The sequence below is a fragment of the Amycolatopsis heterodermiae genome (assembly GCF_034929455.1).
In the GTDB taxonomy this organism is placed as follows: Bacteria; Actinomycetota; Actinomycetes; order Mycobacteriales; family Pseudonocardiaceae; genus Amycolatopsis; species Amycolatopsis heterodermiae.
Genome location: NZ_JAYFSI010000003.1, coordinates 561,730 through 586,539, shown reverse-complemented (window position 1 = coordinate 586,539; position 24,810 = coordinate 561,730). Strand labels below are relative to the sequence as shown.

Below are 24,810 nucleotides of genomic sequence, written 5' to 3'. Positions count from 1 at the left end.
GACATGACCGACACGAAGGAATGGACGTTCCCGGCCTCGTTCGGGCAGGAGCGGATCTGGCTGTCCAACCAGCTCGACCCCGCCTCGCCGGTGTACAACCTGCCGTGCCAGGTGCGGCAGGACCTGCCGCTCACCGAGTCGCAGTGGCGGGCCGCGATCGGCGTGGTCGTCGGACGGCACGAGGCCCTGCGCACCGCGTTCCGGATGGCGGACGGTGTGCTCGTGCAGGTCGTGCACGAGCACGTCCCGATCGAGCCGGAGGTGCACGACCTGCGTGACCTCCCGGCCGACGCGCGGGAGGCAAAGGCGGCCGAGCTGGCCCAGGAGATCGCCCGCCGCCCGATCCCTCTGGACGCCGCGCCGCCGTGGCGGGCCCAGCTGTGCCGCCTCGCCGACTCGGACTGGCTGCTCACCTTCGTCGTGCACCACACGGTGTTCGACGCCGGTTCGGTGTCGGTGCTGGGCAGCGAGCTGAACGAGGCCTGCGACGCCGTCGCCGAAGGCCGGCTGCCCAAGCTGCCCGAGCTGGCCATCCAGTATCCGGACTACTCGGCGTGGCAGCGCGGGCAGCTGCCGCTGGTGCGTGCCCAGCTGGACTACTGGCGCGAGCGGCTGGCCGGGCTCCCGCCGGTGCACAGCCTGCCCACCGACCGGCCGCGCCCGGCGGAGTTCGGGTTCGACGGCGACCAGGTCGACTTCGACCTGCCCGCCGGGCTGCTCGAAAAGGCCGGTGTGGTCGGCCGCGAGCTGTCCGCCTCGCCGTTCATGGTGCTGCTGGCCGGGTACACCGCGCTGCTGTCGCGGCTGTCCGGGCAGGACGACGTCGTGGTCGGGGTGCCGGTCGCCGGACGTGACCTGCCGGAGCTGGCGCCGCTGATCGGGATGTTCGTCAACCAGCTCGCCATCCGCGTCGACCTCGGCGGCGACCCGTCGTTCGCCGACCTGGTCGGGCGGGTCCGCACGGCGGTGCTGGACGCGATCGAGCACGGCCGGGTGCCGTTCCAGCTGGTCGCCGACGCGGTCCGCCCGGAGCGTGACCCGGCGGTGCAGGCGCTTTACCAGATCGGCTTCAACTTCATCCCGGACTCGGGCATCGAGCCGGTGCGGTACGCCACGGCCAAGGACGACGTCGCGATCGACCTGACCGCGGTCGACGGCCGCCTGCTCTACCGCACGGACCTGTTCGACCGGGCCACGGCGGAGTCCATGGTGGACCGGTTCCTGGGCCTGCTCTCCGCGGCCGTCGAGGACCCCGCGACGCCGGTGGCGGACCTCCCGCTGCTCTCGGACGCCGAGCGTGCTCAGGTGCTCGAGTGGGGTGAGACGTCCACTTCGGACGCTCCGCTGTTCGTCACCCGCTTCGAAGAGCAGGTGACGCAGACCCCGGATGCGCTGGCGGTCGAACTGGGCGGTGTGCGGCTCACGTACGCCGAGCTGAACGCGCGGGCCAACCGCGTCGCGCACCGGATCGGTGCCGGTGGCGTGGTCGGCGTGTGCGCGCCCAACTCGGCCGACCTGGTCGTGGGCATCGTGGGTGCGCTGAAGAGCGGCGCCGCCTACGTTCCCCTCGACCCGGCCAACCCGGCGCAGCGACAGGCCCTGGTCCTGGCCGACGCCGGGGCCCGCGTCGTGCTCACCAGCGGCGTCACCCTCGACGCCGAGACCCTGGACCTGGGCGACCCGGCCGTGTGGGAGGACTCGTCCACGGAGAACCCGCCCGCGGCGGACGGCATCGCCTACGTCATCTACACGTCCGGTTCGACGGGCCGCCCCAAGGGCGTGCAGGTCGGGCACCGTGCGCTCGCCACCTACCTGGCCTGGGCACGCGAGGCGTACCCGAGCCTGAGCGGCCGTGCGCTGCTGCACACGTCGGCGTCGTTCGATCTCACCGTGACGACGCTGCTCGGCCCGCTCACCGCCGGTGGGTCCCTTGTGGACTCCGGGCGGCCGGACTTCGTCAAGGCGACGCCGACCCACCTGGCCGTGCTGCCCGAGGAGTCGTACCCGACCGGGGACCTGGTGCTCGGCGGCGAGGCGCTCATGGGCGAGGTCGTGCGCGGGTTCGCCGCGACCGTCACCAACGAGTACGGGCCGACCGAGGCGACCGTCGGCTGCGTCGCCCACCGGCTCGACGGCCCGGTCGACGGGCCGGTGCCGATCGGCCGCCCGATCTCCGGCACCCGCGTGTACGTCCTCGACGACCGCCTGCGGCCGGTCCCGCCGGGCGTCGCGGGCCAGCTCTTCCTGGCCGGCGCGCAGCTCGCCGACGGCTACCTCGGCCTGCCCGAGCTGACCGCGGAACGCTTCCCGGACGGCCCGTTCGGCCGGATGTACGCCACCGGCGACCTCGCCCGCTGGCGCCGCGACGGCGTGCTCGAGTACCTCGGCCGCACCGACGACCAGGTCAAGCTGCGCGGCTACCGCATCGAGCCCGGTGAGGTCGAAGCCGCGCTCCGCGAGCTGCCGGACGTCCGCGACGCCGCTGTTGCGGTCCGCGAAGGCACCCTCGTCGGGTACGTCGTCGGCACCGCCGAAGGCGCGGCGGACGCACTCCGCAAGAGCCTGCCCGAGTACCTGGTGCCGACGCTCTTCGTGACGCTGGACGCGCTGCCGGTCGCGGCCAGCGGCAAGCTCGACCGCGCCGCGCTGCCCGATCCCCAGCTCGGCGCGGAGACGGAGTACGTCGCCCCGAGCACCGCGGCCGAGGAACTGGTCGCCGAGGTGCTCGGTGAACTCCTGGGCGTCGAGAAGCTCGGCGTGCACGACGACTTCTTCGCCCACGGTGGCAACTCGCTCCTGGCCATCCGCGCGATGGCCCGGATCCGCAAGCAGGTCGGCGTGGAACTGCCGGTGCGTGGCCTCTTCTCGTTCACCACGGTGGCGGGCCTCGCCGCCGAGGTCGAACGGCGCCTGGAAGAAGATCTCGACCAGCTCAGCGACGAAGAGGTCCAGGCCCAGCTGGCCGAAAGCGAGCAGGCGTGACGACGATCGACGAGACCAGCAGCGCCGCCGCGCGCCGGGCCCTGCTGGAACGGCGGCTGCGCCGGCGCGCCGAACCGGCCGCGACCATCACGCCGCGTCCGGACGGCGACCCGGTTCCGCTGTCCTACCAGCAGGAACGCGTCTGGTTCATGGAGCAGTTCGCGCCCGGGACCACGTCGTACAACATCCCGATCCCGCTCCGCCTCACCGGCCGCCTCGACGTCGTCACGCTGCAGGCGGCACTCGACGCCCTCCCGGTCCGGCACGAGGCTCTGCGGATGCGGTTCCCGGCGGGGGAGGACGGGCAGCCGTCCGTCCGCCTGGACCCGGTCGCCACCGTGCCGCTGTCCCTTGTGGACGCTTTCGATGAGGACGCAGCGCGGGCCGCGGTCGACGCCGCGGCCGCCGAGCCGTTCGACCTGGTCGACGGCCCGTTGCTGCGTGCCACGCTCGTCCGGATCAGCGACGACGAGCACCTCCTAGCCGTGTGCACGCACCACATCGTCGGCGACGGCTGGTCGGTCGACCTGCTGCTGCGCGACCTCGCCGCGCACTACCACGGCACCGCCGGCGGCCTGCCCGCGCTGTCGATCGGCTACGGCGACTTCGCGCATTGGCAACGCCGGACGCTCACCGGCACCGAACTCGACCGCCAGCTCGACCACTGGCAGGACACCCTCCGCGGCGTCGAACCCCTGGAGCTGCCGACCGACCGGCCGCGCCCGGCGACCCAGACGTTCGACGGCGCCATCCACGAGTTCTTCGTCGAGCAGGACCTCGCCCGGGCGCTTGGGGAGCTGAGCCGCGAACACGGCGTCACGCTCTTCATGACGCTCCTCGCCGCCTACCAGTTGCTGCTCTCGCGGTACTCCGGTCAAGAGGACTTCGCCGTCGGATCGTCCTCGGCCGGGCGCGGGCTGCCCGAGCTGGAGGGCGTGGTCGGCATGTTCATCAACATGCTGCCGCTGCGCGCCCAGCTGGCCGGCGACCCGAGCTTCACCGAGCTGCTGGACCGCACCCGGCGGCACGTGCTCGACGCGTTCGACCACGCCGACGTCCCGTTCGAACGCCTGGTCAACGCGCTGGGCGTACCCCGGGACGTCAGCCGCTCGCCGGTGTTCCAGGCGATGTTCGCACTGCAGAACTACGAGATGGGCCGGATGGCCGCGGCCGGGACGTCCGAAGTGGACTTCCGCTGGCTGCCGATGGACCTGCCCGCCACCCGGTTCGACTTCGAGTTCCACGCGATCGAGATCGAGTCCGGTCTGATCGGCAAGTTCGTCCACAACACGGCGTTGTTCGACGCGGTGACCGTCGCCGGGATGGCCGACCGCTTGGTGACGCTGCTGCGCTCGGTCGTCGCCGATCCGGCGCGCGCAGTGTCCGAATTGGATCTCCTGGGCGATCAGCGGGACCTGGTGCTGAACCGCTGGAACGACACCGAGGGGGAGATCCCGCCGGGCACACTGCACTCGCTCGTCGAAGCCCAGGTCGCGCGCACCCCGGACGCGGCCGCGGTCACCTTCCGCGGCGAGTCCCTGTCCTACCGTGAGCTGGACGCACGTGCCAACCGCGTCGCGCACCGGCTGCGTGAGCTGGGGGTCGGCCCGGGCACGCTGGTCGGCGTCTTCGCGAACCGGTCGTTCGAGCTGGTCACCGGCCTGCTCGGCGTGCTGAAAGCGGGTGGCGCGTACGTCCCGCTCGACCCGGAGTACCCGGCCGACCGGCTCGCGTTCATGCTGGAAGACGCGGCTGCGCCGGTGGTGCTCACCCAGGCCGCGCTGCGCGACACCCTGCCGCCGGGCGACGCGACCGTCGTCGTCCTCGACGACCTGACCGGTCCTGAGTCCACACTGGACACCCTGGTCGGGCCGGACGACCCGGCGTACGTCATCTACACCTCGGGCTCCACCGGCCGGCCGAAGGGCGTGCCGAACGGCCACCGCGGCATCGTCAACCGCCTCGACTGGATGCAACGCGCCTACGGCCTCGACGGCACGGACGCCGTGCTGCAGAAGACCCCTGCCAGCTTCGACGTCTCGGTGTGGGAGTTCTTCTGGCCGCTCAGCACCGGCGCCCGCCTGGTCCTGGCCGAGCCGGGCGGCCACAAGGACGCGGCCTATCTGCGCGAGCTGCTGGTTTCCGAGCGCATCACGACCGCCCACTTCGTCCCGTCGATGCTGACCCTGTTCCTCGCGGAGCCGAAGATCGACTCGGTCACGTCGTTGCGGCGCGTGGTCTGCAGCGGTGAGGAACTCCCCCTGGTCACGGCCCGGGAGTTCACCACCCGGCTGCCGCACTGCGCACTCCACAATCTCTACGGCCCGACCGAAGCCGCGATCGACGTCACCGCCTGGCACTGCACCCCGGAGGCGCTGGCCGAGGTCGCGTCGGTGCCGATCGGTGCGCCGATCCGCAACCTGCGGATCTACGTCCTCGACCGGCGCGGAAACCCGTGCCCGGTCGGCGTCCCCGGCGAACTGCACATCGCGGGCGCCGGCCTGGCGCTCGGCTACCACAACCGGCCCGAGCTGACGGCCGAGAAGTTCGTCCCCGATCCGTTCCACAGTGGACGGATGTACCGCACCGGCGACCTCGCCTCCTGGCGCCCGGACGGCACGATCGCCTTCCTCGGCCGCATCGACCACCAGGTCAAGCTCCGCGGCCTGCGCATCGAACTCGGCGAGATCGAGACGGCCCTGCGCGAGCAGGACGGCGTCCGCGACGCGGTGGTCCTCGTCCGCGAGGACACCCCGGGCGACAAACGCCTGGTCGGCTACGTCGTCGGCGACGCGGACGCGGGGACCCTGCGGACGGCGTTGAAACTCACCCTGCCCGACTACATGGTCCCGCCGTCGTTCGTCACCCTCGACGAACTTCCGTTGACCCCCAACGGGAAGCTCGACCGCAAGGCGCTGCCCGCTCCGGTAGCGAGCCGGGACGCGAGCACGGAACTCGTCGCCCCGTCGTCGCCCCTGGAAGTCCTCCTCGCAGACATCTGGCGGGACGTCCTCAAGGTCGACGAGCTGGGCGTCGGCGACGACTTCTTCGACCTCGGCGGCCACTCGATGCTCGCCACCCAGGTCGTCGCGCGGATCGCGAAGGCCGGGCACCAAGCGGGCGTGATGGACCTGTTCCAGCACCGGACCATCCGCGAGCTGGCGGCGTTCCTCGACGGCGACCGCGACGACTCCGGGCACCTGCTGTACGAGCTGACCAAGCCCGTCAAGCAGCGGACGCTCACCTACGTCTGCTTCCCGTACGGCGGTGGCAGCGCGATCGTCTACCAGCCCCTCGCGGACGCCCTGCCCGACGGGTATTCGCTGTACTCGGTGGCGATCCCCGGTCACGACGTCGGCCTGACCGAGGAGGCCGTACCGTTCGACGAGCTGGTCGAGCGGCTGGCCGACGAGGTCCTCGAGCGGATCGACGGACCCCTCGCCATCTACGGCCACTGCGGCGTCGGCAACGCCCTCGCCGTCGGCGTCGCCCGCCGGCTGGAGGAACGCGGACGCGAGCTGGAGGTCGTCCACATCGGCGCGATCTTCCCGTTCGCGCGGATCAAGGGCGCGGTCGGCACGCTGCGCACGAAGCTGGAGAAGCTGCGCAGCAACCGGTACTACGCGGACTGGCTCAAGGGCATGGGCGTCGACACCGAGGAGCTCGACCCGGACCAGGCCGACCGGATCATCAGCAACATGCGCGCCGACAGCCGCGCCGCCGAGGAGTACTTCAGCGGCCTGCTCGACGCCCGGGTCGCCAAGCTGCGCGCGCCGATCATCTCGGTCGTCGGCTCGGAGGACCCGGTCACCGACTACTACGCCGAGCGCTACCGCGAGTGGGAGTTCCTCACCGACCACACCGCGCTCGTCGTACTCGACCAGGCCGGGCACTTCTTCCTCCGCTACCGCGCGGACGAGCTGGCCGAGATCATCACCCGCGTCCACCCCGCGCTCGATGATCCCGGCAACCTGCACGTCTCGAAGCGAGGTGACGACGCGGGCTGGGCGGTGCACGACACGCACACGTCCACAGTGGACGATAAGCCCGCGGTGCCGCCGAGCATGGCCCGGTTCGTCACGGTCACCGTCGGCCAGCTCGTCTCCTCGACCGGCTCGGCGCTGACGTCGTTCGCCGTGCCGATCTGGCTCTACACGCGCACCGGCTCGGTCACCGACCTCGGCCTCCTGTGGGCGTTGGCCCTGATGTGCGGCGTGCTGATCCTGCCGGTCGCGGGCGCCCTGGTCGACCGCGGCGACCGCCGCAAGATCATGATCGCGGCCAGCGCGGTCGCCGGGCTCATCCAGCTGGCGTTGGCGTTACTGCTGGTCGCGGACAACCTGCAGCTCTGGTTCATCTACGTGCTGATCCCGCTCGGGTCGGTCGCGGGGTCGCTGCAGCGGATCGCGTACCAGTCGTCGGTCGCCCAGCTCGTGCCCAAGCAGTACCTCGGCCACGCGATGGGCCTCGCACAGCTGTCCAACGGCTTCGCGCAGCTGCTCATGCCGGTGATCGCCGCCGGCCTGCTCGCCGCGATCCAGCTGTCCGGGATCCTGGTCCTCGACATGGTGAGCTACGTCTTCGCCATCGTCAGCCTGCTGTTCGTCCGGTTCCCCGACCTGCTCGGCTGGCGCCCGCGCGAACCGCTCCTGACGGCCATCGCGGGCGGGCTGAAGTACTCGTGGAACCACCGCGGGTTCCGCACCATGCTGCTGTACTTCGCGCTGGCCAACGTCTTCCTGGCGCCCGCGCTGGTGCTCGTCTCGCCGCTGGTGCTGTCCTTCGGCACCGTCACCGACGTCGCCCAGGTCGCGCTGGCCGAGGCCGTCGGCGCCGTGGCCGGCGGCATCGGGATGGCGCTGTGGGGTGGGCCGCGCAAGCGGCGGATGGTCGGTGTGCTCGTCGGCAACGTCGGCATCGCGGTCGGCAGCCTGGTGATGGGCCTGCGGCCGTCGCTGATCGTGGTCGCCGCCGGGGTGTTCCTGCTGGCCGCGGCGATGGCCGTGTCCCAGGGCATCTACGCGACGCTCGTGCAGGTCAAGGTGCCGCAGCGCTACCACGGCCGGGTGTTCGCGATCAACCAGACGATCACCTGGTCCACCCTGCCGATCGGCTTCGCCGTGCTGGCCCCGCTGGCCGTCGGCTGGTTCACGCCGCTGCTGGCTCCGGGTGGCGCGCTGGCCGGGTCGGTCGGCTCGGTGCTCGGCACCGGCGAAGGCCGGGGCGTCGGGCTGGCGTACGTCGTCTACGCGCTGGTCCTGCTGGTGATCAACGTCGGCGGGTTCGCGGTGAAGCTGCTGCGCCGGTTCGACACCGAGGTCCCCGACTCGCTGCCGGACGACCTGGTCGGCGCGCAGGTGCGTGAGCGCAAGCTCGCCGGGAAGGGGGCCGCGTGAGCATCGCCGTCCTGATCAGGGAGGCCCGCGGGCACTGGGTCGGCGAGGTCGCCGCCGCGGTGCACGCGGCCGGCCACCGCGCTGTCCTGCTCGCCCCGCCGGTGGACGCGGGGGAGCGGGCGTCGCTCGCCGCCGTCGTGGACGACGTCGTGGCCGTGGACGACGTCTACGACGCCGAAGCCGTCGCCGCCAAGATCCGCGAGATCACCACAGCTCCGGCGGCGGTGATCACCGGCTCCGACGGCGCGATCGAGAGCACGGCGCGGGTCGCCGAGCTGCTCGGGGTCGCGCGCTGCCCGGCCTCGGCGTTCACGCGAGCCGCCAGCAAGTACGCCGTCCGAGAGGCCCTCGCCTCGGCCGGGCTGCCTGGACCGGGGTTCGCGCTGATTTCGTCGGCGTCCGACGCCGCTGAGGTTGCCGAGCGGGTGGGCCTACCGGCGATCGTCAAGCCGGTCAACGGCGCGGGCAGCAACCTCGTCCGCACGGTGTCCACAGTGGACGAACTGGCCGCCGCGTACGAGCTGCTGGCGTCCCGGCTGCCCGAGTCCGCCGACCCGCGCTACCACCGCCCGCTGGGCACGCTGGACCCGGCGACGACGTTCCTCGTCGAAGCATTCCTGCAAGGCCCGGAGTACGCGGTCGACGTCCTGATCCGCGACGGCGTCCCCGAGCCGGTCGAGATCCTCGACAAGCCGCTGATCGACGAGCGCAAGTTCGAACTGGTCCTGTCCTGCCCACCGGCCGGGCTCACCGACGAACGGGCCGCGCTGGTCGGCGAGGCCGCGTCCGCCGCGGTGACAGCGCTGGGCCTGGACAACACCGTGGCGCACGTCGAGATCATCGACGACGAGCGGCGCGGCCCGACGATCGTCGAGGTCAACGCGGGCCGCCCGGCGGGCTCGATCATGCCGCTGCTGGCCAAGCTCCGGACCGGCGTCGACGTCTTCGCCGAACTGACCGCCCTGGCCCTCGGCGCGCCGCCGCCCGCGCGGGAACCGGCGAAACTGCCGATCCCGCTGGGCATGCTGATCCTCTACGCCGCCGGCTCCGGCACGCTGACCGGCATCGGCGGACTCGACGACGTCGCTGCGCTGCCCGAGGTGGTCGACGTCGTCACCACCGTCTCACCCGGCCAGGTGCTCACCGACGAGCAGGAGACGTACGCGGTGAACCTCGTCGTCGCCGGGTTCGCCGACCACGAAGACCTCGTCGCCCTGCACGCCGAGGCGAGCAAGCTGATCCGGCTGGAGGTCTCGTGAAGACCGCGTTCGTCGTCCGCGAGACCCGCGGGCACTGGATCCACGACGTCGTGGCGGCCGTGCGCCGGGAGGGCTTCCGGGCCGAACTGGTCACCGAAGCCCTCGACGACGCCGAGCGCGCCGAGCTGACGTCGATCGTGGACGGGTTCGTGGTCGTCGACGACGTCCGCGACGCGCCGGCGGTCGCCGAGGCGATCCGGGCGCGCGACCCGGAGCCCGGGGGAGTGCTCACCGCCGCCGAGGGCATCATCGCGAGCACCGCCCGGGTGGCCGAACTGCTCGGTGTCGCCCGCTGCCCGGCCGACGTCTTCGTCGTGGCGCACAACAAGTTCGCCGTCCGGAAGGCGCTGGCCGAAGCGGGGCTGCCGGGTCCGCCGTGCGCGCTGTTCGCCGATCCGGCCGACGCCGCGAAGGTGGCCGAGGTGGTCGGTCTCCCGGCGATCGTCAAGCCGGTCAACGGCGCGGCGAGCACCCTCGTCCGCCTGGTGTCCACAGTGGACGAACTGGCCGCGGCCTACGACCTGCTCGCGACGCGGCTCCCGCAGTCACCGGACTCCCGCTACCACCGGACCCTGCCCGGGTCGATCGACCCGCTGCGGGTGTTCCTGGTCGAAGGCCTGCTCCAAGGTCCCGAGTACGCGGTGGACGTGCTGATCCGCGACGGCGTCGTGGAGCCCGTCGGGATCGTGGACAAGACGCTGATCGACGAGCGCAAGTTCGAGCTGGGCATGGTCTGCCCGCCACTCGACCTGCCGGAAGAACGCGCGGCGGCGATCAAGGCCGCCGTGACCGACGCCGTTCGCGCGCTGGGCCTCGACTGCACCTGCGCGCACGTCGAGATCATCGACGACGCGCAGCGCGGCCCGACCGTCGTCGAGGTCAACGCCGGCCGCCCGGCCGGGGGCGCGCAGCCCGCCCTGCTCAAGCTGGCCACCGGCATCGACGTCACCGCCGAGGCCGTCTCGCTCGCCCTCGGCACGCCGCCGCCCGCGCGCGGGGCCGGCCTGCCGGTGCCGGTGGGCTACCTGGTCGTCTACGCAGACGGCGCCGGGCGGCTGGTGCGCGTCACTGGGACCGGTGAGGTCGCCGACCTGCCCGAAGTCCTCGAGGTCGTCACCATCGTCTCGCCCGGCCAGGTGCTCACCGGCGACCAGGAGGTCTACGCCGTCAACATCCTCGCCGCCGGGTTCGCCGACGCCGAGGACCTGGCCGCGCTGCACGCGGAGGCCACCAAGCTGATCCGATTCGAACTGGAGGAGTCATGACCGCCGATCTCGCGGCGCCGCTGGGGCAGCTCGAAGGCAACGAGCACACCCGCATCGCCGTCCACCAGGTCCCCGACCTCGCGTGGGTCGAGGCGCACCTGCCGCGGCTGCAGGCGCACCTGCGTGACCACGGCGCGATCCTGCTGCGTGGCCTGCCGGTCGACCTCGACCTGTTCAACCGGGTCACCGAGACGATCGGCGGCGCGCTGCTCACCTACACCGAACGCTCGACGCCGCGCTCGGCGGTGGCCGGGAACATCTACACCTCGACGGAGTACCCGCCCGCCGAGTCGATCCCGATGCACAACGAGAACTCCTACTCGGCGAACTGGCCGGCCCGGCTGTTCTTCCTCTGCGACACCGCGGCGGCGACCGGCGGGGCCACGCCGATCGCCGACAGCCGGGCGATGTTCCGGCGGCTGCCGGAAGACCTGCGTGCGCGGTTCGCGGGCGGCGTCGCCTACACGCGGGCGTTCCGCGAGGGCCTCGGGCTCACCTGGCAGGAGGCGTTCCAGACCGACGACCGCGCGGTCGTCGAGGAGTACTGCGCCCGCAACGGCCAGACCCTCGAATGGACCGACGAGGGCCTGCGCACCCGGCACGTCCGGCCGTCCTTCGTGGACGAACCGCACACCGGCGAGACCGTGTGGTTCAACCAGGCGAACCTCTTCCACGTCTCCAGCCTCGGCGAGGAGGTCAGCGAGGCGCTGCTGGAGCTGTACCCGGAGGCCGACCTGCCGCGCAACGCCTACTTCGCCGACGGCAGCCCGATCCTCGACGCGGACCTGGCGACGATCCGCGAGGTCTACGACGAGGTGAGCTACGCCTTCCCGTGGCAACCTGGTGACGTGATGGTGATCAACAACATGCTGCACGCCCACGGCCGCGAGCCGTTCACCGGCAAGCGCCGCATCCTCGTCGCGATGACCGGATGACCGGCACCGCGTCCCGGCCGGTGGTGGTCCTGCTGGCCCACCCCCGGCCGGGCAGCTTCAACCACGCGCTCGCCGAACGGGTGCGGGCCACGCTGGAGCGGGCCGGGCGGCCGGTGCGGTTCCACGACCTGTACGCCGAGGGCTTCGACCCGGTGCTCACCGCGGAGGAGGCCTACACCAGCGGCACGCGCGCCGAGGATTTCCTCGCCGCCGAACCGGACCCGCTGGTGCGGCGGCACCGCGAGGAAGTACGCGACGCCGCCGGGCTCGTCGCGATTCACCCGAACTGGTGGGGCAAACCGCCGGCGATCCTCAGCGGCTGGCTTGACCGGATCCTGGTCCCCGGCGTCGCCTACCGCCTCGACGACGCGGGGGGCGCCCCCGAATCGCTGCTCGCCCTGGAGCACCTGTTGGTCGTCAACACCTCCGACACCCCCGAGGACCGCGAACGGGCCCTCTTCGGCGACCCGCTCGACGCGATCTGGCGCCGCTGCCTCGCGCCCTACCTCGGCGAACCGGAGGTGACGCGGCTCGTGCTGCGGGTGGTCGCGGACGCCGGCGCGGACGACCGCGCGAAGTGGCTCGACGACGTCGAAGGCGAGGTCACGCACTTGTTCGGTGGCCGCTGACCGGTACCGGACAATTCCCGTGAAGTCCTTGAGCGGGTTTCGCGGGGCGTGCGACTCTCGGGCCGTCCGGCACTCACCGAGGGGGAACCATGAGCATGCTCGAGCGTCTGGCCGAAGAACGCCGTCTCCGCCGGGAGAGCACCCCGGAGGCACCGGCCGGGCAGCAGTGGGGCCGGTGCGTCAGCGTCCAGGCGGCCGGTGACCGGCGCCGCCGGATCGCCCGCGTGCTGCTGGCCAGCGGCCTGGTCGTCACCGCCTACCTCCCGCTGAACGTCGCCGTGCCCGCGGTCGACGCGCCGGTCCTGGTGCAGACCCGGGCGATCGGCGACCGGCCCCCGGGTGACTCCGTCATGGCCGCGGTCAGCGACCAGCCGTCGCACGGCGGGATCGTGGTGTCCTGACGGTGCGCACCGTCTCCCTGGTCACCTTGGGCTGCGCGCGCAACGAGGTCGACTCCGACGAGCTGGCCGCGCGCCTGGACGCCTCGGGCTGGCGGCTCGCCGAGCCCGGCGCCGCAGCCGACGTCGTCGTGGTGAACACCTGCGGCTTCATCGAAGCGGCGAAGAAGGAGTCCATCGACACGGTCCTCGCCGCCTCCGGCAAGGGCGCGAAGGTCGTCGCCGTCGGCTGCATGGCCGAGCGCTACGGCCGCGAGCTCGCCGACGCGCTGCCCGAAGCCGACGCCGTGCTCTCCTTCGACGACTACCCGGAGATCGGCGACCGCATCCGGGACGTCCTCGACGGGCGCGCGCATCCCGCGCACACCCCGCAGGACCGCCGGCTGCTGCTCCCGATCACGCCGGTGCAACGGCCCGCGGTGGCCGCGCCCGTGCCCGGCCACGGCCCGGCGAGCGGACCGCGGCCGTTGCGCCACCGGCTGGGCGGCGGTCCGGTCGCCCCGCTGAAGCTGGCGTCGGGCTGCGACCGGCGTTGCACCTTCTGCGCCATCCCGAGCTTCCGCGGCGCGTTCGTGTCCCGGCCGCCCGCCGAAATCCTCGCCGAGGCCGAGTGGCTCGCCGGCCACGGCGTCCGGGAAGTCGTGCTGGTGAGCGAGAACTCGACGTCCTACGGCAAGGACCTGGGCGACCTGCAGGCGCTGGAGAAGCTGCTGCCGCGGCTCGCCGCCGTCGTCGGCCGGGTGCGCGTGAACTACCTGCAGCCGGCCGAACTGCGCCCGAGCCTGCTCGAGACGCTCGCCGGGACGCCCGGGGTCGCGCCGTACTTCGACCTGTCGTTCCAGCACGCCAGCGGCCCGGTCCTGCGGCGGATGCGCCGTTTCGGGGACCGGGAACGGTTCCTGCAGCTCCTGGAGAAGATCCGCGCGGCCGCCCCGGAGGCGGGTGTGCGCTCCAACTTCATCGCGGGGTTCCCCGGCGAGACCGACGCCGAATTCGCCGAGGTGAAGCGCTTTCTCGAGGAGGCGAGGCTGGACGTCGCCGGCGTGTTCGGCTACTCGGACGAGGACGGCACCGAGGCCGTTGCCTTGCCGGGCAAGGTGCCCGCCGAAGTGGTCGCGCAGCGCGTCGAGGAACTGTCGCTGCTGGCGGCGAAAACCGGGGCCCGGCGCGCGGAAGAGCGGGTCGGCACGGTCGTCGAGGTGCTGGCCGGGCCCGCCGGGCACGGCTGGGCCGCGCACCAGGGCCCCGAGGTCGACGGCGTCGTCACCTTCACCGGAACCCGGCCCGAGGCGGGCGAGCTGGTCCGGGCCGAGGTCGTCCGCGCCGACGGCGCCGACCTCGAAGCGCGGCTCCTCGCGTAGGTCAGCCGACGCGGTCGGCGAGCTGGGCGTTGTTGTAGACGGTCACCGCGTCGCAGGCCGGGCTGACCGACGAGGCCGAGGCGCCGGTGACGACCAGGGCGATCGGGTACTGGTTGTACTGCCACACGCAGCTGTACCGGGCCCGGCCCTGCTCGTCGGTCCACGCGCCGGAGATCCTCGAGCCCACGATCGTCGGGTCGCCGGTGATCGTGAAATTGCGCTTCGGGGTACCGATCGCGTTCTCGTAGGTGCCGACGATGGCCTGGTCGGCCCGCGCGCTGTCGGTCGTCCACAGGACCTTGTAGAAGATGTCCCCGCTGGGGCAGCTCACCCCGACCTTCTCCCCGTCCATCAGGTTGGTGTCCTCGACCCGGCACGAGTCGAGCTCGTCGACCAGCCGCCACACCCGCTTCGACGCCGCGAGGACCGTGGAATCGTCCACAGTGGACGGCCTGGTGGTGGTCGTGCTGTCCGTGGTGTCGGTGGTGTCCGTCGTGGTCGACCGGCCGGACGTCGAGGTGTCCGAGGTCGTGCTCGTCCGGGTCGGGCAGTCGAACGAGTACTCGACCGTCGTGCCGTCGGAGCAGGTGTAGCCGGAGCGGGAGCTTTCGTTCGCCACGACGATCAGGTAGGCCGCCACCGCGAGCACCACGAGGGTCATCGCGGAGAACGACGCCGCCAGCGCCCGGCGTCGTTTCCGGGGCGGCGGCACGACGACGGGGGCCGGGCCGGGCGGCGGGAAGGCAGCCGGGCCGTGCGCGCGGGCCCAGGCGTGGCGGGCGGCACCGTCGGCCACCGCGGTCGTCGGGTCGCCGTGCACCAGCGGCGGCTGCCCGATCCGCTGCGTGACGAGCGTGCCCAGCAACGGGATCCGGGACGACCCGCCGACCAGGAACACCCCGGCCGGAGGCGGCCCGGGTGCCGCTTCGGCGAGCGCGCCGGCCACCAGCTCGACCGCCTCGGTCAGGCCCGGCTCCCGGCCGCGCCCGCCGCGGACCAGCTCTTCCAGGTTCGGCTTGCTGACCAGGACCGGGGTGTAGTCGGGCAGTTCCGGCGGGACGCGCGGGAGCTGGGCCGGCACGGCGGGCAGCTTGGACAGCTGTTCCTTGACGTCGCGCGCGTGGTCCCGGATCTCGACCGCGGTTTCCCGCCGGGTCGCGTCCTCGGACGTCGCGAGCTGGTCGAACAGGCCGGGCCGGCCCACCTCGGCCGTCATCCACCGGGCCAGCCGCAGGTCGAAGTCCTCACCGCCCAGCGAGTCCAGTCCGGTAGGCCGCCCGGCGACCGTGAGCATCGGACCCCGCCGGTCGACGACGGTGACGTCGACCGTGCCGCCCCCGAGGTCGAGGACCACCAGCCGGCACTCCGGCGGCAGCGTTGCGATGCCGAGGGTGCGCTGCGCGGCCGCCTCCGGCTCGGTCAGCGGGTGCGGCATCGGCCAGCCCTTGAGCTGGGCGATCGCCGAGCGCGCGGCCTCCAGCAGCACCCGCACGCGGGACTCGCCCCAGGTCGCCGGGTGCGTGACGGTGAACGCGGCCGGCGGCTGCCCGCCGTGCTGCTGCGCGGCCTCCTGGGTGACGATCCGGAACACCGCGGCGATCGCCTCGACCACCGGGACGTCCTGCCCGGCCAGGAAGAGCGTCCCGTCCGAAATGGACTTCTTCGGCGTGGCCTCGAACCGGTCGAGGCGGCGGCGGGCGAAGTTCACCGCGGCGGTCCCGACGATCCAGCTGTACTTGCCGCCCTTGCCCGCCTCGTTGAGGAACACGGCCGAGGGCAGCACCGGCTTCCCGTCGACGTTGACGATGTGCACGCCGGCTTCGTCGGCGACCGCGGCCACGGTGTTCGTGGTGCCGAAGTCCACGGCCAGAACCCACGTCATGGTGTCGGTTTCCTTTCCAGCAGCTCGGCCGCCAGCTCGTCCGCGTCGCGGAGCAGGCCGGTCAGCACGGCGACGAGCGTCGTCAGCGACGCGGCGGCGGCCTGGCGCGCCTGCGCTCCGGCCCGTTCCAGGTCGGCCAGTTCGCTTTGCAGCCGCGTCAGCTCGCGGCGGCGGGCGGTGATCAGCTCCGGCAGCACCTCGTCGAGGTAGGTCCGGACGCGGCGGATCCGTTCGGTCAGTTCGCGGTCGAAGCCGGCGCGTTCCCCTTCGGCCGCGGAGGTCACCCAGGCGGCCAGCTGCTTGCGGCGTTCCCCCTCGGCGCCGCTGTGGTAGCGCCACCAGCCGGCGCCCGCGGCGAGGGCCAGGCAGGCGGCGAGCACCCCGGGCCCGGTCAGGAACGTCACGACGGCCGCGGCGCCGCCGGCGATCTTCGTCAGCTTCTCGAAGACGTCGGTGGCGACGGTCAGCCCGGCCTGCGCGCGAGCCGGGGCGTCGTCGGAGAACCGCGGCACGGCCGGACCGGCGGGCCGGCCCACGGGCTGCGGCGACGGTTGGGCGACCCCGCCGAACCCGAGCCGGTCCAGCAGCGCGGCGGCCAGGCGGGTGGTCCGTTCCTCGGTCGCCTCCAGCGTGGTGACGCCCAGGGCGGTGAGGTCGGCGATCATCCGCGGGGCCAGCGCGTCCAGGCGGTTGGCCGGCCCGTGCTCGGCCTCGGCCTTGAACCGGTCGCGCAGCTGCGCGACGGCGGTGGTGAAGCCGCCGACGGTCTCGTCAAGCAGGTCCGTGAGCCGCCGGTCGGTCGCCGACATCAGCCACTCGCGGTCGGCGAGCAGCCCGGTGAGGGTGGCGATCTCGGCCTCCAGCTCGCGTTCGCGGTCCGCGTCGCCGAGCGCGTGCGCCGCCGACTCCTCCGCCCGCGCGAGCAGGACCCGGCAGACCCGGGCGGCGACGCGCGCGGCGTTGGCGGCGCGCAGGGCGTCGGCCCCGGAGGCCGCCTGCCGCTTGAGCGTGCCGACCAGCTCGGCCATCCCCGACAGCTCGACCAGCCGGGCGGCGATCCCGGCGTCCTCGACGTCGGTGGCCCGGTCCGCGAGCGGCGCGGAGACGGCGAACACCGGCGCGTGCCGCAGTTCGTCCCGCGCGGCGAGCCGGGAGCGCGTCTCCGCGACGACGACCTCGAAGTCCGCGTTGGTGTCGCGCTTGGTCGCGGCGACGACCACCGCGGGCACCCGGACGGCCGCCTCGGCCAGGAACGCGACCTCGGGGGCCAGGATCGGCTGGGTGGCGTCGCAGACGAACAGCACCGCGTCCGCCTGCCCGAGTGCGGCCAGCGTGGCCTGGGCGTGCCCCTCCTGCAGGCCGCCGACGCCGGGGGTGTCGACCAGCACGAGGTCCCGCAGCAGCGGCGCGCGCAGCTTGACCTCGACCCCGAGCACCGGGTCGGCGATCTCGGGCAGCGCGACGTACCGGGCGACGTCCCGGACGTCGATGGGCACCCGGCGAGGGGTGCCGGGCGCCGCCGGGTCGGCGAGCAGGACGACGGCCTCGTCGCGTTCGCCGTAGGACAGCTCGAGCCAGCAGGAGGTGGTGACCTCGGCGCTGACCGGGCTCAGCAGCGGCCGCCCGATGAGGCTGTTGACCAAAGTGGACTTTCCCCGGTTGGTCTCGCCCACCACCACGACGCGGATCCGTTCGCCGCGGTCGGCCGGTGCCGCGGCGTCGAGGTGCTCGACCAGGTCCTGGTGCTTGCCCTGCACGGCTTCGGCGCGGACGGCGCCGAGGATGCGCGCGAGCCGCGCGGTGGTGTCAGTCATCGGCAGGCCTCCCCGCGGGTGCCGCGTCCGCGTACACCACGACCTTCGGGTAGACGACGACCCGGGCGCCGTCGCTGTAACCGGGCCGCACGGTCCGGGCGACGGTGTCGACCCGGCCGGTGTCCGGCGCGGGCTCGGTCCCGACGGCCTGGTGGGCGCGCGGATCGAACGGCGCCCCGTCCGGTGAGACCGGCCGCACCCCGGCCGCGGCCAGCGCGTTCGCCGCCTGCCAGGCCAGCCCCTCGGGCAGCTGGGGCATCAGCTCGGCGAGCCGGAGGATGAGCAGCTCGCGGTGCCCCGGGTCCGCGGCCGCCGGCCTGGCTGTCGGCGCCCGCCCGAACACGCGGGCCCCGGCAACGAGCGCGACGGCGGCCAGCCCGGCCCCGGCGAACGCGGCGGGCAGCGGACTGTCCGCCTCGGTGGCCACCGCCGCCCAGGCGCCGTCCGGCGTCGCGACGCTCGCTGTGCTGTCCGCCGCGGCGGACAGCCGGTCGAGCAGAGGTCGGACGTCGACATCGCCGCGGTACAGGGCGACCGCGCCATCGGCCGTCGAGGCCCCGGTGGCCAGCCCGCTTTCTTGCGGCGGCAGCACGACGACGGCCCTCGCCCCGCTCGGCAGCACCGCGGCGACGGCCCCGGCGTCCCCGGTTTTCACGGCGGCGGCCAGCGCCTCGGCCGCGGTCCGGCGGGTGTCGGGCTTGGCCGGTTCGAGCAGCATCACGACGATGAAGGCGAGAAGCGCAGCCGCCACCGCGGCGGCGGCGAGCGTTAGCCGGTGCGGGGTCATCGGGCGCCGCCGTTTTGGTGGGTGGCCGGTTGGCTGGCGCGGACCATTACGGGGGTGACGTTGTGGCGCGAGGTGTCGGGGAGCGACAGCGGGTGCGGGGTCATCGGGTGCCGCCGTTTTGGTGGGTGGCCAGTTGCCTGGCGCGGACCATTGCGCGGGCGATGTTGCGGTGCGAGGTGTCGGCGGGGGTGGGCCTTTCCCACCGGGCACCGGCCGTCCTGGTGGGTGGTCAGTTGCCTGGCGCGGACCACTACGCGGGCGATGTTGCGGCGCGAAGTGTCGGGCAGCGCCGACCACTCCTGCGGGGTGGCGGTGAGCGACAACCGGTGCGGGTTCATCAGGCACCGCCGCCCTCTCGGGTGGCCAGCTGCCAAGCGCGCACCATCACCCGGGCCACGTTGCGGCCCGAGGTGTCGGCCAGCGCCGACCACTCGCGCCACGCGCCGGCGCGCTGAGCCGCCTTTGCGGGCGTCGAGCGCGGCAAGCCGACCGTCACCGCCAGCCATGCCTCCTCGGCCATGCCCGCCGGTGGCCGTACTCGGCCGCGGGCCAGTTGGCGGGCCATTTCCTGCAGCCGCAACGGGAACATCTCCGCCCGGTCGAGCAGCTGCTGCGCCTGGCCGTAGATCGTGCGGTCGCCCGCGGCCTGCGCCCGGTCGAGCAGGTCCTCCAGCGCGGACGCGGCCTTGAGGACGTCGGCCCGGTTGCCCAGCACGACCTCCAGCCGCGCGGTCACCGCGTCCAGCCCGGACGCCGCCCGCGCCACCTCCGTCAGCGCGGCCGCGTGCGCCGGGACACCCGAACGCAGGGCTTCGAGCAGCTCGCCGATGCCGAACGTCCCGAGCAGCGCGACCAGCTCGCCACGCTCTTCGCGGGACACCGGGCCGGGCAGCTCCAGGAACAGCTCCGGGCTGGCCAGCGCGATCTCGCTCCGGTCGGGATTCCACTCCTTCGCCAGCGCCGCGAGCGCCCGCGCGTGGTGTTCGCGCAGCGCGCCGCTGGCCGCGGTCTCGGCCAGCAGCCCGATCACCGGCAGGACCTCGGAAAACAGCTCCGCGTGCGCGGCGGACATCTTCCGCGCCGACTCGCTTGCCTCCTTCCAGACCGTCTTGCGGTCGGACGTCCGCTGGTCCGCCTTGGTCAGCAGCCCGACGGCGGTGCCGCCGGTGAGCCGCGCCCCGCCGCGGGCGGCGCGGAACGTCCGCACGGCCGCGGCTTCGTCGTCCTTGAGTGTGCTGTTGAGGCAGAACAGCAGCGCGTCGGCGTCCGCCGCCGCGTCACTGGTGTCCTCCAGCATGCGCGCGGTGACCGCCGAGGTCTCCACGCTCGTCGACGCCAGGCCCGGGGTGTCCAGCAGCGTGACCCGCTGCAGCAGCGACGCCGGGAGCGTGACGTTGACGCGGCGGAGCCGGTCCGCGGGCAGCGGGATGGTGGTGGACAGCCGGGTGCCCTCGAAGTTCATCGGCACGTCACGGGAGCCGTCACGCGGTTCGGCGACCGCGTAGTCCCACATCCCGTGGCGGAAGGAATAAAGCACCTTCGTGCATTCGCCGCCGGCGGTGGGGGAGACCGAGCGCCCGAGCAACGCGTTGAGCAGCGTCGACTTGCCGGAGGAGACCCGGCCGACGACGGCGACGCACAGCGGGCGGCGCAACCGTTCCGCCGTCCGGTTCCCGGCCGCGGCGAGCGCGGGGTCCGGGGCGGCGGCGGCCCGCACCGCCAGTTCGAGCACGGCCTCGGCCAGGGGCCACGCCTGCTGCTGCGGAATCATGGTCAGCTTTCGTCAGCGTCCGTTTTCGACAGCTATAGGTCGGTCGGCACACGGCTCGCGATACATCCGGGTTCTCCAAAACCGGCGGGTGCACCCGATTGGCGCAGACTGATTTCTCCACGGGTGCGGCCGGTGGTGAGTTCCTTGCCCACCAACGGGTTTTCCGGAATCAGCCCGGCTCGCCGCGCGCGTGGTGCCGGGCCGAGGGGAGGACCGCCCAGACGACCTTGCCCCCGGACCACCGGTGGCTGCTGCCCCAGGCCTTCGCCGCGTGCGCGACGATGCGGAGGCCGAGCCCCGGGCTGCGGACGTCGGACCGGTCGAGCAGCACGGCGGGGTCCGGGTTGTCGTCCGCGATCGCGACGGTCAGCAGGCCGCGGCGCAGGTCCAGCCGCATCCGCGGCGCCGACGAGGTGTGCCGGACGGCGTTGTCGGCCAGTTCGCCGGCGATCAGGGCACCGTCGTAGACCAGCTCGGGCACGTCCCACCGCGCGGCCAGTTCGCGGACGAACGAGCGGGCGAGCGCGACGGTGTTCGGTGTACGGGGGAGCGTCCGGTCGGCCTGGTGCCGGATCGGCGTGGCCTGGTGGTGCTCCGCCGCCTCGACGTCCGGGTGCACCGCGACGAAGCGGTCGATCCCGGAGCGCCGGAGCAGCCGCACGTGCGCGTTGCGGTCGGTGACCAGCGACAGCGGGATGCCCGGCCACTGCTCGATGCGCCGCGCGATCAGCGGGAAGACGCTGGCGGGGGCCAGTTCACCCATCGTCAGCCCGCTGACGTTCGCGACGATCCCCGGCGGCGTGTCGGCCGCGATCTTGAGCAGGCCGTCGCGCAGGGAGGCGTAGCCGGGCAGGTTCAGGTCGCCGCTGACGGTCACCAGGGCGCTCTCCGGCCGGGGCGTCAGCCGCAGGGTCAGTGCGGACGGCACGGAATCCGTCGGTCCCCGCCGGCGCGCCGGCGGCGTGCGAAGGGGAGAAACCGGGGTCCCGCCGCCGAAGACTCCATGGCGCTCCACGCTAGTCGTGATCTTTCCGCGCGCAGTACTCCGTATCGACGAACCCGTGCGCCTGACCGGCGAGGCGCCGTTGGTCCCCCGTCTGTCCACATCGGACTTACCCGCTCAGGCCGCGGCGAACCGGAGGACCCGGCGCAGCCGGCGGATCGCGCGGAACTGGGCCACCCGCACCGCTTCGGCGCTCGGCATGCCGAGCAGCTCCGCCGTCTCCTCGGCGGAGTACCCGAGCAGGATCCGCAACGTCAGCACCTGGCGGTAGTGCCGCAGCAGCCGGAACAGCCGCTGCGCCGCGTCGTGGTCACCCCCGACCGCCTCCCGCACGAGCTGGACGTCCGGCGGCGGCGCTGCTCCCACGGTGCTCTCCCGGGTCGGCACCGGGGCGGGGGTGCACGAGTCCCGGTGCCCGGTGGATTCGGCCATCGGGGTCCGGGACGGCGCACGCGTTCCGTTTCACCCTACCGGAAGATCGCCTTGCGAATCCTTTGTGGACCGATTCGGGCGTCAGCGGAAGGTGCCGAGGGCGAGCTGGGCGGCGGCCGCGATCAGCCGGTCGTCGTGCTTCGCGTCCTCGGTCTTGCGGTCGGACAGCACCACGAGCACGATCGGCGCCCGCCCGGGCGGCCAGACGACGGCGATGTCGTTGCGCGTCGCGTACGAGCCGGTGCCGGTCTTGTCCGCGACGGCCCAGCCCGCCGGCGCACCCGCCCGGATCAGGGCGCCGCCGGTGGTGTTGGCCTTCATCATGTCCGTCAGGATGGCTCGTTTCTCCGGCGGCAGCGCGGAGCCGAGGGTGAACTCGCGCAGACTGGCGGCCATCGCGCGCGGGGTGCTGGTGTCCCGGATGTCGCCGGGCGCGAGGTCGTTGAGCCCCGGCTCGGTCCGGTCGACGTGGGTGGTGGTGTCGCCGATCCCGCGCAGCGCGGCGCCGAGCCCGGCCGGGCCGCCGAGCTCGCGGAACAGCAGGTTCGCGGCGGTGTTGTCGCTGTAGCGCAGGGCGGCGTCGATCGCGTCCCGCAGCGTGATGCCGGTGTCGACGTGCTTCTCGGTGACCGGCGAGTTCTCCTGCAGGTCCGCGCGGGTGTACTTGAGCACCTTGCCGAGGTCCGGGACGGCGGTGCGCTGGAGCACCGCGCCGGAGGAGAACACCTTGTGCGTCGAGGCGTACCCGAAGCGGTCGTCGGCGTGGTGGGCGACCTCGCGGCCGGTGCCGGTGTCCACGGCGTAGACGCCGAGCCGCGCGTCGAACCGGCTTTCGAGCGGCTCGAAGTCCGGCTGCGGGGCCAGCGTGGCGGCGGGCTGCGACGACGGCGTGGTCGGCGCCGGGGGTGCGGTTTGCGGTCCGGCGCAGGCGGTGAGCGTGACCAGGGCCAGCGCGGCGAGCGCGGTCCGCCGGACGTGGGGGAACGGCACGGGACTTCCTTTCGTCTTGATCGGCTCTCGCAGTCTCACCGCGTCCGCTCATGCTGTCCAAGACGGAAACGAGCAGTTCCATGCCGGAATCGCATAGAGTGTGGTCGTGGACCTGGTCGGCGGCTGCAGGGCGTTCGTCAGCGTGAGTGAGGCGGGCAGCTTCACGGCGGGCGCGGCGCTGGCGCGCATCCCGCAGCCGGTCGCCAGCCGCCGGATCGCCGCGCTGGAGCGGCACCTGGGGGAGCGGCTCTTCGACCGGTCGTCCCGCCGGGCGACGCTCACCCCGTTCGGGCGCGACCTGCTGCCGTCCGCGAAACGCCTGGTCGGGCTGGCCGAGGCGCTGGAACACGACGCCCGCCGCGCCCGGCTGCGGCCGATGCGGGTGGCGGTCCCGGACACCTGCGGCGTGCGGGACCTGGCCGAACTCGCGGCCGAAGCCCGGGAGCTCGACGTCCACCTGGAGTTCCGGGCCGCGGCGCCGGGGGAGCGGGCCGAGCTGGTCCGCACCCAGGAGGTGCGGGCCGCGCTCGTCGCGGTCCCGGCCGAGGAGGGCGCGTGGACCGTGCCGCTGGGCCTGGCCGGGGTGGCCGCGCCGCGGGCGAAGGTCGTCCACCTGGAGACCCTGCGGGCAGGACGGGCGGGCGGCCCGCGGCGGCGCGTCTGGCTCCAGCCCGAGGACGACGTCCCGCACGTGCGTGACCGCATCCTGCGGCTCCGCGACGCCGTGGGCCTGCAGCCCGCCCAGGTCAGCGCGGCGGATTCCCTGACCTCGGCGGCGGCCGGCGTCTTCGGCTCGGCGGACCTGCTGCTGTGCTCAGCCGCGCAGGCCGCCGACCTCGGGTTACAGTGGCGGCCGATCGGGGAGATCGATCTTGCGCGCGGCTACGACGCGACGGCCGCGCTGGGCGCGGACGCCGACCGGCTGCGCACGGCGCTGGGGGAGGCCGTGGGGCGGTGCCTCGGCGCCACCGGGACGTGAGGAGGGCGGGGTGACCACCGAGACGCTGGTCCGTGAGCTGCGGGCCGAGCTGGCCGACGGCGGGCTGCGCGGTTCGTTCCTGGTCCGCGACCTGGCGTCCGGGCAGGAGCTGGGCATCGAGCCGGACCGGGTGTTCCCGATCGCGTCGGTGGTCAAGGTCCCCCTCGCGGCGGTCACCCTGGAGCGGATCCGCCGGGGTGAGCTCGACGGCGCGGCCCGGCTGGAGGTCGAGCCCGGCGGCGTCACCACGCCCGGCCCGATCGGCCTGACCCGCTTCCGCCACCCGGCGCGCGTCGCCGTCGACGACCTGGTCTACCTCAGCACGTCCCTGAGCGACGGCGCGGCGGCCGACGCCCTGTTCGGCCTGACCCCGCCGGCGGAGGTCGGCCGGATGCTGGACGAGTGGGGCGTCCACGGCATCGCCGTGCGCCACCCGATGAGCGACCTCGTTGACACCCCGGCCGAGCGCTTCGGCTCCGGCGACGTCGACCTGGCGCACTCGCTGGCCATCGGTGCCGGGACCGAGGGGCAGGGCCACCGGCTGGCCCAGCTCGACGTCACCCGCGCGAACGCCGCCTCCGCGCGTGCGCTGCTCGACCTGCTGCAGGCGCTGTGGACGCCGTCGAAGATCGACCCGTCGGTGGCCGCCGACGTCCGGGACCTGATGGGGCACAACGTCCTGCGGCACCGCCTGACCCCGGATTTCGCCTCGGACGCCGCGAAGTGGTCGTCGAAGACGGGCACCCTGCTGAACCTCCGGCACGAAGCGGGCGTCGTCGAACACGCCGACGGCCGGGCGTACGGCGTCGTCGCCCTCACCGAGTCGAGGGTCCCGGCGGTCGTCCAGCCGGAGGCGGAGGTCCTGATGTCCCGGGTGGCGCGGCAGCTGCGCGACCACCTGCGCGCGGCCTGAAAACCGGTTGGGCG

The 24,810-nt window shown here is 73.4% G+C and carries 17 protein-coding genes; 10 read left to right on the top strand and 7 right to left on the bottom strand.

All coding sequences use genetic code 11. The features are described from left to right. Window positions 1–3 precede the first annotated feature (3 nt). The 8 genes from VA596_RS18500 to rimO all read left to right on the top strand — a co-directional run bounded on the left by VA596_RS18500 (window position 4) and on the right by rimO (window position 14,225). On the top strand, window positions 4–2,982 hold the full coding sequence (locus tag VA596_RS18500) for a non-ribosomal peptide synthetase (protein WP_323328742.1): 2,979 nt from the start codon (window positions 4–6) through the stop codon (window positions 2,980–2,982). Continuing rightward, window positions 2,979–8,378, top strand: coding sequence for a non-ribosomal peptide synthetase/MFS transporter (locus tag VA596_RS18495; protein WP_323328740.1), 5,400 nt, complete (start codon window positions 2,979–2,981; stop codon window positions 8,376–8,378). Before VA596_RS18500 ends, VA596_RS18495 begins: the two co-directional genes overlap by 4 nt. Further along, a complete protein-coding gene (locus VA596_RS18490; protein WP_323328737.1) occupies window positions 8,375–9,637 on the top strand; it encodes an ATP-grasp domain-containing protein in 1,263 nt (420 codons plus the stop codon). The genes VA596_RS18495 and VA596_RS18490 overlap by 4 nt, the downstream gene beginning before the upstream one ends. Further along, window positions 9,634–10,902 (top strand): ATP-grasp domain-containing protein, encoded by a 1,269-nt coding sequence (locus tag VA596_RS18485; RefSeq protein ID WP_323328735.1) that lies wholly within the window; start codon window positions 9,634–9,636, stop codon window positions 10,900–10,902. Before VA596_RS18490 ends, VA596_RS18485 begins: the two co-directional genes overlap by 4 nt. Further along, window positions 10,899–11,837 (top strand): TauD/TfdA family dioxygenase, encoded by a 939-nt coding sequence (locus VA596_RS18480; protein WP_323328734.1) that lies wholly within the window; start codon window positions 10,899–10,901, stop codon window positions 11,835–11,837. Before VA596_RS18485 ends, VA596_RS18480 begins: the two co-directional genes overlap by 4 nt. After that, window positions 11,834–12,466, top strand: coding sequence for an NAD(P)H-dependent oxidoreductase (locus VA596_RS18475; RefSeq protein ID WP_323328732.1), 633 nt, complete (start codon window positions 11,834–11,836; stop codon window positions 12,464–12,466). Before VA596_RS18480 ends, VA596_RS18475 begins: the two co-directional genes overlap by 4 nt. Window positions 12,467–12,555: 89 nt before the next feature. After that, window positions 12,556–12,867 (top strand): hypothetical protein, encoded by a 312-nt coding sequence (locus VA596_RS18470; RefSeq protein ID WP_323328730.1) that lies wholly within the window; start codon window positions 12,556–12,558, stop codon window positions 12,865–12,867. A gap of 2 nt (window positions 12,868–12,869) precedes the next feature. Further along, window positions 12,870–14,225: a 30S ribosomal protein S12 methylthiotransferase RimO gene (gene rimO, locus VA596_RS18465; protein ID WP_410171895.1), complete on the top strand. Its 1,356-nt coding sequence runs from the start codon at window positions 12,870–12,872 to the stop codon at window positions 14,223–14,225. A gap of 1 nt (window position 14,226) precedes the next feature. On the opposite strand, the gene VA596_RS18460 is transcribed toward rimO, so the two are convergent. The 7 genes from VA596_RS18460 to bla form a co-directional block, all read right to left on the bottom strand. Next, entirely contained in the window at window positions 14,227–16,107 is a 1,881-nt protein-coding gene (locus tag VA596_RS18460) for an Hsp70 family protein (protein WP_323328728.1), read from the bottom strand. Beyond that, window positions 16,104–17,921: a dynamin family protein gene (locus tag VA596_RS18455; RefSeq protein ID WP_323328726.1), complete on the bottom strand. Its 1,818-nt coding sequence runs from the start codon at window positions 17,919–17,921 to the stop codon at window positions 16,104–16,106. The genes VA596_RS18460 and VA596_RS18455 overlap by 4 nt, the downstream gene beginning before the upstream one ends. Next, window positions 17,914–18,708: a nucleotide exchange factor GrpE gene (gene grpE / locus VA596_RS18450; RefSeq protein WP_323328724.1), complete on the bottom strand. Its 795-nt coding sequence runs from the start codon at window positions 18,706–18,708 to the stop codon at window positions 17,914–17,916. Before grpE ends, VA596_RS18455 begins: the two co-directional genes overlap by 8 nt. Window positions 18,709–19,045: 337 nt before the next feature. Next, on the bottom strand, window positions 19,046–20,479 hold the full coding sequence (locus tag VA596_RS18445) for a dynamin family protein (RefSeq protein WP_323328722.1): 1,434 nt from the start codon (window positions 20,477–20,479) through the stop codon (window positions 19,046–19,048). A 169-nt stretch (window positions 20,480–20,648) separates the two neighbouring features. Then, on the bottom strand, window positions 20,649–21,407 hold the full coding sequence (locus VA596_RS18440; RefSeq protein WP_323328720.1) for an ATP-binding protein: 759 nt from the start codon (window positions 21,405–21,407) through the stop codon (window positions 20,649–20,651). A gap of 192 nt (window positions 21,408–21,599) precedes the next feature. Then, on the bottom strand, window positions 21,600–21,848 hold the full coding sequence (locus VA596_RS18435) for a sigma factor-like helix-turn-helix DNA-binding protein (protein ID WP_410171894.1): 249 nt from the start codon (window positions 21,846–21,848) through the stop codon (window positions 21,600–21,602). A 147-nt stretch (window positions 21,849–21,995) separates the two neighbouring features. Then, entirely contained in the window at window positions 21,996–22,865 is an 870-nt protein-coding gene (bla, locus tag VA596_RS18430; RefSeq protein WP_410171898.1) for a class A beta-lactamase, read from the bottom strand. Between the two features lie 139 nt (window positions 22,866–23,004). On the opposite strand from bla, the gene VA596_RS18425 reads away from it, so the two are divergent. Together VA596_RS18425 and VA596_RS18420 are read left to right on the top strand one after the other, a co-directional pair. After that, window positions 23,005–23,883, top strand: coding sequence for a LysR family transcriptional regulator (locus VA596_RS18425; protein WP_323328715.1), 879 nt, complete (start codon window positions 23,005–23,007; stop codon window positions 23,881–23,883). A 10-nt stretch (window positions 23,884–23,893) separates the two neighbouring features. Then, window positions 23,894–24,796 carry a serine hydrolase gene (locus tag VA596_RS18420; RefSeq protein ID WP_323328713.1) on the top strand — a complete coding sequence of 301 codons (903 nt, stop codon included), beginning with the start codon at window positions 23,894–23,896 and terminating at the stop codon, window positions 24,794–24,796. Window positions 24,797–24,810: the final 14 nt, after the last annotated feature.